An 11,534-nucleotide genomic window follows, 5' to 3' on the forward strand; every position below is an offset into this window, starting at 1 on the left:
CACACAGATGACGACGAAGCCCGCCTCCGGGGCCGACCTGTTGGACCTGGCGCCGGTCATGCCGGTGGTCGTGGTCGACGACCCCGCCACGGCCGTGCCGCTGGCCCGCGCGCTCGTGGCCGGCGGGCTGCCCGGAGTCGAGATCACCCTGCGCACCCCGGGCGCCCTCGAGGCGATCGAGCGGGTCGCCGGCGAGGTGCCCGAGGCCGTGGTGGGCGCGGGCACCGTGACGACACCGGAGCAGGCGTCGGCGGCGGCCCGGGCCGGGGCGTCGTTCCTGGTCAGTCCGGGTTGCACCCCGCGTCTGAGCGCGGCGGTGGCCGAGACGGGGCTGCCGTTCCTGCCGGGTGTCTCCACGGTCTCGGAGGCCCTGGAACTGCTGGAGCGGGGCGTGCACGAGATGAAGTTCTTCCCGGCCGAGGCGTCGGGTGGTGCGGCGTTCCTGAAGTCGCTGGCCTCCCCGCTGCCGCAGGCGCGCTTCTGCCCGACCGGCGGGATCACCGTCGACTCGGCGCCCTCCTACCTCGCGCTGCCCAACGTGGGCTGCGTGGGCGGCAGCTGGCTCACGCCGTCCTCGCTGATCGAGGTGGGGGACTGGGACCGCGTGACGGAGCTGGCGCGGGAGGCCGCCCAGCTCTGACGGCCCCCTGAAGACAGCACTCGTGCGGGTGCGGACCACGGTGTCCGCGCCCGCACGTTCTTGTGTGCACCCCTGGAGAACCCTTGCGCTCCTGTGTGGGGCTTGCTAGAAATACTTGCACGAAAATCTTAGTGCCAAGTAAAACTCTGCCCCCGTTGACTCGGATCGTTTCGACGTAGACGCCGCTTATTCGTGTTCTGTTGCGAGCGTATGTCGATCCCCTGGCTGTCGATTCATCTGAGTTCTAAAATACCGTCCCCTGGGGCACGGCACAGAGGAGACCGCGCATGCAGTTGCTGGCCAGCCGTACGGGCTGGGTGTCCCCCACACACCGATCACTCCCCCGGGTCCGGCTGCTGCGGCCCGGTTCCGCTGCCGAGGCCGTCGCCGCGCACACCGAGGAAGGGCCGGACGCGCGTTACCACTGCGGCGGCACCGACCTCGCGGCCCAGTTCCGCGAAGGGCTCGCCCCCAGCGCCCTCGTCCACCTCGGCGGCGTTCAGGAACTGCGCAGCATCACCCACACCGACGACGGCCTCCACCTGGGCGCCGGCGTCGACCACGCCACCGGTTCACTCGCCCCCGACGTCGTCAGCCTCCTCCCCGGCCTCGCCGACGGCTGGGGACGCATCGCCACCGTGCGGATCCGCTTCACCGCGACGCTCGGCGGCAACCTCATGGCACGCCGCACCCGCTACGAGATGCCGATCATGCTGCGCGCGCTCGGCGCACGCCTGCGGTTCCTCGGCCCCGACGGCGTCTTCGAGACCGAACCCGTCGACCTGTGGGAGGACGCACCGCCCGCCGCGTCGCTCCTGCTCGGGGCCCGCATCCCCGAACCCGGACGCGTGCGGCTCGCCTACGACCGGTCCCTGCGCCCCGTCATGACCGTCGCCGTCGCCCTGCGCGAGACCGACACCGGCATCCACGGCCGCGCCGTGCTCGGGTCGGAGTACCGCGCGCCCCGCGCCGTCGACTTCGACCTCACCGACCACCCCCGCGACGAGGCGGGGCTGACCGCGCTCGCCCAGGACACCGCAGCCCGCTTCGACGACTCCGTGGGTGACCCGGTCACCTCGGCCGACTACCGGCGCCGCGCCGCCGCCGTCCTGATCCGGCGCCGACTCCAGGACCTGCTGAAGGGGGCCTGACCATGTCCGACAAGACCACCGTCACCTACCGGCTCAACGGGACCGAGCGCTCCGAGACCGTGCCCGCCAACACCGTGCTCGCCGACCTGCTGCGCGAGCGCCACGGCATGACCGGGGTGAAGCTGTCCTGCGAACGCGGGGTCTGCGGCAGCTGCACCGGGCTCGTGGACGACCGCCCCGTCGCCACCTGCTCGATGATGGCGTTCCAGGTCGAGGGCGCGAACGTGGAGGTCGTCGACGGGGAGTCCGCCGACACCCACCTCGGCGCCGCCCAACAGGCCTTCCGCGAGCGCGGCGGGTTCCAGTGCGGGTACTGCACCTCCGGGATGCTCATGCTCACCGCCGCCCTCCTGCGCCGCGACCCCGACCCCGACCCGGCAACGGTCCGGGCCTGGATCAGTTCCAACGTCTGCCGCTGCACCGGCTACGAGATGATCCTCGAATCGGTGCTGCGTGCCGGCGAGATCGTGCGTGAGGGGGAGGGCGAGTGACCACCCGCGAGACCGTCGGCCGCGGCGACCAACGCGCCGACGCCCACGTCAAGACCACCGGGCGGTCGCAGTACACCGCCGACGTCGTCCTGCCTGGGATGCTGCACGCCAAGGTGCTGCGCAGCCCGCACGCCCACGCCCGCCTCGTGTCCGTGGACGCCTCCCGTGCCGCACGCCTGGACGGGGTGCACGCCGTCGTCACCCGCGACGACCTGGAAGGGCTCGACCCCGTCTACGGGTTCTTCGTCAAGGACCAGCCCGTGGTCGCCACCGACCGCGTGCGCTACGTCGGGGACGTCGTCGCCGCCGTGGCCGCCGAGGACGAGGCCACCGCCCTGCGCGCCCTCGAACTCGTCGACGTCGAGTACGAACCCCTGCCCGCGGTCACCGGGGTGGAGGAGGCCGAAGCCGACGGTGCCCCCGAACTGTTCGAGGAGGCGCCCCGGGGTGTGCTCCCGCCCTACGGCACCGGTGCGTCCGTGCAGCTGCGGCCGCGCAAGAACGTCTCCTTCGAGTTCTCCTACGAGACCGGCGACCCCGCGGTGTGGGACCGCTGCGACCACGTCTTCGAGGACACCTTCGTGTTCTCGCGCATGAACCACTTCCACCTGGAACCGTTCGTGACGGTCGCCCGCGCCGACGAGTTCGGGATCGAGCTGTGGACCTCCACGCAGAACCCGTTCCCGCTGCGCAAGGAGCTCGCGCGGGTCTTCGGGCGGCCCGAGAACCGGATCCGGGTGCACGTGCCCCTCGTCGGCGGAGGGTTCGGGTCCAAGCACAACTGCAAGACCGAACCCATCGCGGTGCTTCTCGCCCAACTCAGCGGGCGCCCCGTGCGGTACTGCCTCACCACCGAGGAAGGGTTCCTGACGCTGACCCAGCACGCCGCCCTGCTCAAGGTGCGCACCGGCGTGATGGCGGACGGCCGGTTCGTGGCGCGCGAGAGCGAGGTGCTGCTCGACGCAGGCGCCTACACCGACGGCAGCCCGCTCGTCGCCGAGAAGGCCGGGTACCGGATGCCGGGGCCCTACCGGTGGGAGCACATCTCCTCCCGGTGCGGCTGCGTCATGACCAACACGACGCCCGCAGGCCCCTACCGCGGGTTCGGCGCGACGCAGGCGACCTGGGCGAGCGAGAGCCAGGTCGACATGATCGCCGAACGCCTCGGCATCGACCCCTACGACCTGCGGGTGATGAACTTCAAAGGGCTCGGCGAACCCTTCGTCCCGGGTGAGTCCGGCATCGACAGCGACCTGCGGCTCGGGCTGGAGAAGGTCGCCGCCGAGATCGGGTACCACGGGCGCGAACGGGTGCCCGGACGCGGCGTTGGGCTCGCGGTCGGCCTCAAGGACGGCGGGGGCGTGAACAAACCCGCGCAGGCGCGCGTGAAGCTCTCCACCGACGGGACCGTGTACCTGCACTGCGGGTCCATCGAGGTCGGGCAGGGCATCTCCACCTCCCTCGCCGCGGTCGTGGCGGAGGTCCTCAAGGTCCCGCTCGACCACGTCGTGTACACACCCGTCAACACCGACACCACCCCCTTCGACCAGGGCACCAACGCCTCGTCGGGGATCGCCGTCACCGGCAAGGCGGTCGAGCGAGCCGCCCTCGACGCCCGTCGGCGGGTGCTGGAGTTCGCCTCGGAGCGGCTCGGGCACCCCGTCGAGGAGCTCGACCTCGACCACTGGAACCTGGTTCACAAGGGGGAGACCGTGCCCCTGGTGCCGCTGATCCTCGGCCACTACGGCGGGACCGGTTACGAGTTCACCGGGGAGGGGTTCGCCAAGGCCGCCAACTCCGAGTTCGCGCCCCTCGATGCGCCCTGTGTGTTCTGGGAGATCGGGTGGGTCGCCGCCGAGGTCGAGGTCGACCCCGAGACCGGGGTGGTGTCCCTCGACAAGCTCGTCGTCAGCGGCGACGCCGGGCACGCCATCAACCTCGCCAACTGCCGCGGCCAGGACGAGGGCGCGGCCGTCATGGGGATGGCGCAGGCGCTGTTCGAGGAGATGCGCTACGACGGGGCCGAGCTGCTCAACGGTGAGGCGCTCGACTACCGGGTCCCGATGGCCGAGGACCTGCCGGAATCGTTCGTGTCCATCACCCAGGAGCAGGGGCACGGCCCCGGGCCGTTCGGCGCGAAGGGCATGGGCGAGGGCGGGATGCTGCCGGTGGCCAGCGCCATCGCCAACGCCGTCGCGGACGCCACCGGCGGCGCGCGGGTCACTGCGCTGCCGCTGTCGCCCGAGCGGGTGCTGCGCGCCATCGACGAGCTGCGCGCCTAGGGACGCGCGTCGACGGGGGACGGGCCCGCCGACGCGCGCGGCGTTCATCGGGGGTGATCGCCGACCGATGTCGTACGTGCGCTCATCGGGTCGGCGGTGGTGTTCACGTGCCCGACCCCGCGAGGACGCGTCCGTGCCTGCCCTGGGTCCGGCCGCGCCGCGCTTGTTGGCGTTCCCGGATCCGGGACAGGTGCGGGAGGCCGTTCATGCGTGCGGGTACGCGCGGGGCCGGGGTGCGCGGGGCCGGGACGTGGAAGGTGTCGGTCGGGGCGGCTGGGGCCGGGAACGGGGCCGCCGATTCGGGTTGCGGGTCCGGGGCGGGGTGTTCGTCGAGCGTGTGGGTGCGGGTGCCGCGCGGGGGCGGGCCGAAGGAGAAGGGGGAGTCCGGGCCGGACTCCAGGTGGTCCAGGTCGGCGCCCCATGCGCGCAGTCGGGCGGTGGCGCGGCCCTGAACGCGGAGCGCCTCGGACTCGGCTGAGGCTGCGGCCTCGTGGGCACGGAAGTACGGGCGCACGAGGGCCACTTCGTCGGCGTCGATCTCCGCTTCGACCGACGGGGGCTTGAGGGCCGGGGGCTCTTCGGGTACGTCGTCGTGCTTTCGCACGGTCGGATGTGAGGGGAGGCGCTCGGGAGCTGCTGGGGTCATGGGGGCGTAGGGGCGTACGCGTGTGGAGCGGCGGCGCCGGAGCTGTTCGGCGGAGTGGCGGCCCTTGGGCTGGGAGAACAGCCCTGAGATGAGTGCCCGGGTCAGGTTCCAGGCAGCGGCGAACACGGCAGCGATACACTTGGGCATGCTGGCAATTCCTTTGGTTAAAGGGTGGATGTTGCTGGCCACGGCCCCGGGCGGCTGGAAAACCGTCGCGGGGTCACCGTGTTTTTCAGTTGTGGAACCACCGATCCATCCTCGGGGCCCGCCCTCGGGCGATCGCTGGGACCGCGGGGTCCGCTAAGATCGAAGAGATCGTCGGATCGCGGGGTCAGGGTGTTGCGTGGATCAAGGCGATGCCAGCACCCTATAGCGCTCGAACACCGGTTTGGCGGGTTCGGCGAGATTCCCCGGAAAAATATTCGGGGCTTCCGGGTTTTCCCAGCTCAGGCTGTGCGGGCGCAGAATGGGTGTCGGGGCAAGGTTCGGAATTCAGCCATTCTCGGATGCCCCGATTGTCCGAATCTTTGGCATATGTGTTCTGCTGCGAATCGGTAATCCCGCGTCGACGGTTCAGGCCTCGCACCCCCGAACCACGGGGACCGGTGGCTCATAGGAGGCGGGTGCCGTCGTGGGTGCGTATGCTCGGCGGTCCGTCCGTGGCCGCGTCGAGCAGTCGGCAGGCGTAGGCCTCCAACATGAGCTCGTGCACCTGGTGCTCGCTGAGCCATGCCACCTCGGTCGCTTCATCGGTCGTTGAGAGGTCTCCGCCCTCAGGAAAGCAGTGGAAGACCAGGGCGACGATGCCCCTGCGGATGTTCTTGTACACCCCGGTCAGGGGGCCCACACGGACCCGGATTCCGGTCTCCTCGTGCACCTCGCGGCGCACCCCGGCCTCGATCTCCTCATCCGCCTCAAGAACCCCGCCCGGGAGTTCCCAGCGCCCGTTGTCCGCGCGCCTGATCGCGAGGAAGCGGCCCTCCACGTCGATGACGGCGCCCGCGACGGAGACGGAGTGCATGAGCGTTGGACCACCTTGTACTGTCTGAGTGCTCTGACGAGAGGCGACTGCGATGGGGGGTTACGTTGCGAGACTTGGGTCGACCGCGGTACATGCAGATCGCTGAGGACCTACGGGAGCAGATCCTTCAAGGGACACTACCGTCGGGCGAACGCGTGCCCAGTGAAGCCGTACTGATGAGTCGATACGGCGTGGCCCAGGGGACCGTGCGCAAGGCCGTGACGGAATTGCGCACGTGGGGATTGGCCGAGACCTTCCACGGCCGGGGCACCTTCGTCCGCGGCCGTCCGGCTGTGCGCCGTAAGTCATTCGACAGGTTCCGCCGTTCACACCGGGAGGCCGGCCAGGCTGCGTTCTTGGCCGAGACCGACCAAGCAGGGATCACGGCGGATGTGCGGGTACTGAACATCGGCTCGGTGTCTGTTGCACAGGAGATCGCGCTGAAGCTCGGGGTGCCTGAGGGTTCGAAGGTGTTGGAGCGCCGACGTCTGTATTTCGCGGATGGAGTGCCGGTCGAAACCGCCGCCTCCTATATCCCCAGGGAGCTGGCTGACGCCATCCCTGAACTGGCTTCGGAACAGCCCGGCCCCGGAGGAATCTACGCCCGTCTGGAGGCGAACGGGCACCGCTTGTCCGAGTTCGTCGAGGAAGTCTCGGCCCGCCCAGGCACGAAGGAAGAAGTGTCTGCGCTCTCCCTCGGGGTCGGCGCGCCGGTGATCCGACTCCTGCGCAGCGCGTATGACGTGGGCGGTCGCGTGATCGAGGTCTGTGACACGGTCATGGCCGCGGACAGGTTCGTCCTGGAGTACAGGATCTCGGCTGACGACTGAGTTCTCCTGAACTGCTTGCGCTCGCGGGTGCGTCCGGAGAGACTGACTCTCAACTTATATACATAAGTGCAGGAGTGCATGTGTCTTCTCGAGAGTCATCATCCGACGGGGGCGGAGCTTCGTCCGAACGATCCCCGCATGAGCTTGCCCGGCTCCAGGCTCTTCACGGCGAGCGGTACTGGATCCGGTGTTCCGGGCGCATGTGGATCGCGACCGCCCGAGTGGACGACGGCACCGAGCCGACCATCATCCGAGACAGCGCCGAGGACCTGGCTGTGGCGATGGAACATCCGGAACCGCGGGTCGGCCGGTGGGAGCCCCTCCGGTGACGAGGCGCCGGATCCTGCCCTTGAGAGGGTCCGCTCCTGTCTGACTTCCGAACCCCGAACCCGAGGGGACCGACATGGCCGATAGTGCCGAACCCACCACCGGCTACGACCCGACCGACCCCGAGAACGCTCCACTGACGTTGGAAGAGCAAATGGCCCTGGAGGAGCAGGACCGGAAGTTCGCCGAGCTGCGCAGGGAACGCGAAGCGACCGGCATCCGACCACACCTCTGAGCCGAGCAGTAAACCGGTGCAGAGACATGTCTTCCTTGCTGCCGCGCGAGGTGGAAACATGCGCGCTGTGGCGCTCGACGATCTGCCGGACTGGGTTCCGAGCTGGTGCATGGACCATCTCCACGACGAACCGGTCTCCGTGCTGTTCCGGCACCGGTCGATGTCGCGGGTCTACGGGCTGCGCATGGCGAGCGGGCACGAGGTCGTGGTCAAGGTGCGCCCGGACGAGGACCTCCGGGCCGCCGCCTGTGTTGCCGCCCAGGCCCGTCTGTCCGAGCGCGGGTTTCCGTGTGCCCACCCGCTCACGCCCGTGAGCACGGTGGCCGGCTCCGTTGGCGAGAAGGCGTTGGCCGTGCACGCGGAGGAGTACCGGGGTGGCGGCGACGTGCTGCACGGCGAGACCCCCGTCATCGCCCGGCGTTACGCGGAGGTGTTCGCACGGATGATGGCGGATCTGGACGGCGCGCCCATCGCACCCCCGCTGCCGAACCCGCGGTGGGCACGGTGGGACCACGGGGACCCCGGTCTGTGGCCGGCCGTCCCCGAGCTCGACGCACGCGTTCAGCACCCCGTACCCGAGCACGTGATCCGCACCGCGACGAGGGCACGGGCGAGGGCGCTCGAACTGGCCGAGGACCTGCCCCGTGTACTGGGCCACGCCGACTTCGAGGCGCAGAACCTGCGCTGGCGCGGTGACCGGGTGTGGGCCGTGCACGACTGGGACAGCCTGGCGTGGCAGCCCGAGGCGGCGTTGGCGGGCGCGGCCTCCGGAACGTTCGCGAGCGCTCTCCCACCGACGCTGGCACCCGTGGAGAGCTCCGCCGCGTTTCTGGAGACCTATCAGGAGGCGCGCGGACGCCGGTTCGGGGAAGCGGAGCTGCAGCTGGCGTGGGCGGCGAGCCTGTGGCCCGCGGCGCACAACGCCCGTTGGGAGGCCCTGCACGGCGGCGCCCCGCTGTGCTGCGACGCCGTGCGGGAGCAGGGGGCCGAGCGGCTGCGCCGCGCGGGCGCGTAGGGCCGGCACCGGCTGTCGCAGGTGGCGACCATCCGGCCCATCCGGGAAGCGCATGTCTCATGCATGCGGGTCCGAGTGCGTCTAACGTCGAAAACGCACGGGGCAGTAGCTCCGGTGAAGTGAAGGCGGCAGCCATCCGGACGGTTGGTGAGCCGCCTTTCGCGCGTTCAGAGCCGGTGGACCTGCTCGATCATGGGCATGACGCTCTGCTTCCACGCACCGCCCTTGGCCCAACACCAGGCGACGGCATCCGGGATGGCGAGCAAGCACTCCTCATGCGCGCGTAGGTGCGGGCATGATCGCGTCATGGGCCGGGTCGTAGCCTGAGGGCACCCCCAACCCCCTGGAGGCTCCGTGCCCGCCCTGGAGATCACCGACCTCACCCGTCTGTACCGGCGGAAAGGGGGTGAGGACTTCGAGGCGCTCGCAGGAGTGGACCTCACGGTTCCCGAGGGCGAGGTGCACGGCCTCCTGGGCCCCAACGGCGCCGGCAAGACCACGCTGTGCAAGATCATCTCCACGGTCCTGCTCCCCACCTCCGGAACGGTCCGTGTGCTGGGGCACGACGTCGTCACCGACACCCACGCCGTCAAGCTCGCGCTCGGGGTGGTCTTCGGCGGCGAGAAGGGCCTCTACGAACGGCTCACCGCCCGGCAGAACCTCGACTTCTGGGCGGGAGCGTACGGGCTGTCGCGTCGGCGCCGCCGCGCCCGAGTGGGTGAACTCCTCGAACGTGTCGGCCTCGACGGGCGCGCCGACGAGCGGGCCGGTTCCTTCTCGCGGGGCATGAAACAGCGCCTGCACCTGGCCCGGGGCCTGGTCTCCGACCCCGGCGTGCTCATCCTCGACGAACCGACCGTCGGCATGGACCCGGTGGCCGCGCGCGACTTCCGTGCCCTCGTGCACGAGCTGCGCGACGGCGGCACCACGATCCTGCTCACGACCCACGACATGGCCGAGGCCGCCGCCCTCAGCGACCGGGTCTCCCTCATCGACCGGGGCCGGCTCGAGCTCACCGAGAGCCCTGGCACCATCGGCGACCTGGTCTCGGCCTACGAGAGGGTCGACGCCCGCGGGGTGCCCGACCACGTGCGCGACCGGATCGCGGCGCTGGACGGCGTCGTCTCCGTACGCGAGGATCAGGGCTCCCTCGTGCGCGTGGAGACCGAGCAACCCGACGCCACACTCGCCGTCCTGCGCACGCTCGTCGACTCCGGTGTGCGCGACGTCGCCCGCAGTCGGCCGGACCTCGAAGAGGTCTACCTCCACCTGGTCGGCCGGCGCGGGATGGGGGTGGACCGGTGACCGCGCTCCTGCGCGCGTTCGGGCTCGGGTTCGGCTTTCAGGCACGCGAGCTCGCGGTCAGTACCAACGCGTACTTCTCCCTCGTCAGCGCGCCCTTCTTCACCATCACGCTGCTGTCGATGGTCACCTACTCGGGCCGCGGCGACCTGGCCTCCTACGCGGTGGTCGCGCCCACCCTCATGACGCTGTGGTTGGCGGCGCTGATGTACGCGGGCGAGATGATCAGCGAGGACCGCGAAGGGGGACGCCTCGAACTCCTCGTCGCCTCCCCGGTGTCGTTTCCGGCGCTGCTCTTCGGCAGGCTGTGCGGGGCGATGCTGCTCGCCCTGCCCGCGTTCGGCCTGTCGATCCTGGCGGCCGGGCTGGTCATGGACGCCTGGATCACGATCCACCACCCCGTCCTGTTCGTGCTCACCGCCCTGGCCGTGACCGTCTCCACCGCCGCGACCGCCGCGGCGTTCTCCGCCCTCTTCGTGCTCGCACCCAGCGCGCGCATCGTGCAGAACACCCTCCCGATGCCGGTGTTCGTGCTCAGCGGCGTGATGGTGCCGATCACGCTCTTCCCCGGATGGCTCGAGGCGGTCGGCCGGCTGCTGTACCTGTCCTGGGGCGCGGACCTGATGCGTGACGCCCTCGCCCCCGAGGCGGTGGAACACGCTGCGTTGCGCCTGCTCATGGTGCTCGCGCTGGGCGCCCTCGGCCTGCTCATCGGCGGGGCCACCATCGTGCGTTTCCTGCGCCGTGCCCGCTCCGAGGGCACGCTCTCTCAGGTCTGAAAGGGGACCGCCATGACGTTCTCACCCGTGCGCGCGGCCCGGACCGTGCGCGGGGCCGCGATGGTGGCCCACGCCGACTTCTGGACTATCTACACCTGGCGATCGTGGTCCTTCGCGTGGCTCGTGCGGCTGCTGTGCCAGGTGGTCTTCTTCGCCCTCGTGGGTGTGCTCGTGGGTGACCCGGAGTACACGGCGTTCATCATCGTCGGCGCGGCGATGATGGTCTGCGTCACCGAGACGATGCTGACCTCGTCCTCCACCTGCTGGGAACGGATGCAGGGGCGCATGCCGCTCATCACCGCCTCGCCGGTCGAGCCGGTGCTGTTGTTCTTCGGACGGAGCGTGTTCTGGCCCGTGTCCGCGGCCGTGACGACGTCGGTGGCGCTGCTCGCGGTGCCCCCGTTCTTCGGTGACCCGTGGGCGCTGTGGAAGGTCCCGTTCGTGATCGTCCTGGCGGCGCTGACCGCGCTGACGACGTACTGCCTGGCCCTGGTCGTGGGCGCGCTCGCCCTGTCCTTCACCGAGGTGCGCAACATCGCCAGCACGGTGATGACGCTGTACACCACGGCGTTCTCCGGGGCGATGGTGCCGCTGGACTTCTGGCCGCCGGTCCTGCGGTGGATCGCGCAGGCGCTGCCCGTGACCCACGGGTTGGACGCGGTGCGGGCGCTCCAGGACGGGGACCTGGGGGCCGTCGCGGCGGCCTCCGGGCTCATGCTCGCTGTCGGGGCGGTCTGGTTCGTGGTGGCCACCTTGGCCTTCCGGCGGGTCCTGGCGCGTGCCCGCCGCGGCCGTGGCGGACTCGACTGAAACCG

General features: G+C 70.5%; 12 protein-coding genes. 10 read left to right on the forward strand and 2 right to left on the reverse strand.

Going from position 1 to position 11,534, the window contains the following annotated elements; all coding sequences use genetic code 11:
* Window positions 1-7: 7 nt before the first annotated feature.
* The 4 genes from eda to IDM40_RS05980 all read left to right on the forward strand — a co-directional run bounded on the left by eda (window position 8) and on the right by IDM40_RS05980 (window position 4,564).
* A complete protein-coding gene (gene eda, locus IDM40_RS05965) occupies window positions 8-640 on the forward strand; it encodes a bifunctional 4-hydroxy-2-oxoglutarate aldolase/2-dehydro-3-deoxy-phosphogluconate aldolase (RefSeq protein ID WP_193120895.1) in 633 nt (210 codons plus the stop codon).
* A 287-nt stretch (window positions 641-927) separates the two neighbouring features.
* A complete protein-coding gene (locus IDM40_RS05970; protein ID WP_193120896.1) occupies window positions 928-1,791 on the forward strand; it encodes an FAD binding domain-containing protein in 864 nt (287 codons plus the stop codon).
* A 2-nt stretch (window positions 1,792-1,793) separates the two neighbouring features.
* Window positions 1,794-2,282, forward strand: a complete 489-nt coding sequence (locus IDM40_RS05975) for a (2Fe-2S)-binding protein (protein WP_193120897.1) — start codon at window positions 1,794-1,796, stop codon at window positions 2,280-2,282.
* Entirely contained in the window at window positions 2,279-4,564 is a 2,286-nt protein-coding gene (locus IDM40_RS05980; RefSeq protein WP_216630392.1) for a xanthine dehydrogenase family protein molybdopterin-binding subunit, read from the forward strand. The genes IDM40_RS05975 and IDM40_RS05980 overlap by 4 nt, the downstream gene beginning before the upstream one ends.
* 103 nt (window positions 4,565-4,667) lie before the next feature.
* Here IDM40_RS05980 and IDM40_RS05985 read toward each other — a convergent pair whose 3' ends face one another.
* Both IDM40_RS05985 and IDM40_RS05990 read right to left on the reverse strand, forming a co-directional pair.
* Window positions 4,668-5,357 (reverse strand): hypothetical protein, encoded by a 690-nt coding sequence (locus IDM40_RS05985; protein WP_193120898.1) that lies wholly within the window; start codon window positions 5,355-5,357, stop codon window positions 4,668-4,670.
* Between the two features lie 463 nt (window positions 5,358-5,820).
* On the reverse strand, window positions 5,821-6,231 hold the full coding sequence (locus IDM40_RS05990) for an NUDIX hydrolase (protein WP_193120899.1): 411 nt from the start codon (window positions 6,229-6,231) through the stop codon (window positions 5,821-5,823).
* A gap of 92 nt (window positions 6,232-6,323) precedes the next feature.
* On the opposite strand from IDM40_RS05990, the gene IDM40_RS05995 reads away from it, so the two are divergent.
* From IDM40_RS05995 to IDM40_RS06020, 6 genes are all read left to right on the forward strand, one after another.
* A complete protein-coding gene (locus IDM40_RS05995; protein WP_193120900.1) occupies window positions 6,324-7,061 on the forward strand; it encodes a GntR family transcriptional regulator in 738 nt (245 codons plus the stop codon).
* Window positions 7,062-7,464: 403 nt separating this feature from the next.
* Window positions 7,465-7,623 carry a hypothetical protein gene (locus IDM40_RS06000; RefSeq protein WP_193120901.1) on the forward strand — a complete coding sequence of 53 codons (159 nt, stop codon included), beginning with the start codon at window positions 7,465-7,467 and terminating at the stop codon, window positions 7,621-7,623.
* A gap of 58 nt (window positions 7,624-7,681) precedes the next feature.
* A complete protein-coding gene (locus tag IDM40_RS06005) occupies window positions 7,682-8,638 on the forward strand; it encodes an aminoglycoside phosphotransferase/kinase family protein (RefSeq protein WP_216630393.1) in 957 nt (318 codons plus the stop codon).
* 354 nt (window positions 8,639-8,992) lie between these two features.
* Window positions 8,993-9,943, forward strand: coding sequence for an ABC transporter ATP-binding protein (locus tag IDM40_RS06010; protein ID WP_193120902.1), 951 nt, complete (start codon window positions 8,993-8,995; stop codon window positions 9,941-9,943).
* A complete protein-coding gene (locus IDM40_RS06015) occupies window positions 9,940-10,719 on the forward strand; it encodes an ABC transporter permease (RefSeq protein ID WP_193120903.1) in 780 nt (259 codons plus the stop codon). The genes IDM40_RS06010 and IDM40_RS06015 overlap by 4 nt, the downstream gene beginning before the upstream one ends.
* A gap of 12 nt (window positions 10,720-10,731) precedes the next feature.
* Window positions 10,732-11,529, forward strand: a complete 798-nt coding sequence (locus IDM40_RS06020; RefSeq protein ID WP_193120904.1) for an ABC transporter permease — start codon at window positions 10,732-10,734, stop codon at window positions 11,527-11,529.
* Window positions 11,530-11,534 lie beyond the last annotated feature (5 nt).

Source organism: Nocardiopsis coralli (genome assembly GCF_014892575.1).
Lineage (GTDB): Bacteria > Actinomycetota > Actinomycetes > Streptosporangiales > Streptosporangiaceae > Nocardiopsis > Nocardiopsis coralli.

What these genes read in the sequence shown, in the direction of transcription:
- IDM40_RS05975 (WP_193120897.1), top strand. Translation starts at nt 1,794, where the DNA reads ATGTCCGACAAGACCACCGTCACCTACCGGCTCAACGGGACCGAGCGC.
- IDM40_RS05985 (WP_193120898.1), bottom strand. Translation starts at nt 5,357, where the DNA reads ATGCCCAAGTGTATCGCTGCCGTGTTCGCCGCTGCCTGGAACCTGACC.
- IDM40_RS06005 (WP_216630393.1), top strand. Translation starts at nt 7,682, where the DNA reads ATGCGCGCTGTGGCGCTCGACGATCTGCCGGACTGGGTTCCGAGCTGG.
- IDM40_RS05995 (WP_193120900.1), top strand. Translation starts at nt 6,324, where the DNA reads ATGCAGATCGCTGAGGACCTACGGGAGCAGATCCTTCAAGGGACACTA.
- IDM40_RS05970 (WP_193120896.1), top strand. Translation starts at nt 928, where the DNA reads ATGCAGTTGCTGGCCAGCCGTACGGGCTGGGTGTCCCCCACACACCGA.
- IDM40_RS05990 (WP_193120899.1), bottom strand. Translation starts at nt 6,231, where the DNA reads ATGCACTCCGTCTCCGTCGCGGGCGCCGTCATCGACGTGGAGGGCCGC.
- IDM40_RS06020 (WP_193120904.1), top strand. Translation starts at nt 10,732, where the DNA reads ATGACGTTCTCACCCGTGCGCGCGGCCCGGACCGTGCGCGGGGCCGCG.
- IDM40_RS06000 (WP_193120901.1), top strand. Translation starts at nt 7,465, where the DNA reads ATGGCCGATAGTGCCGAACCCACCACCGGCTACGACCCGACCGACCCC.
- eda (WP_193120895.1), top strand. Translation starts at nt 8, where the DNA reads ATGACGACGAAGCCCGCCTCCGGGGCCGACCTGTTGGACCTGGCGCCG.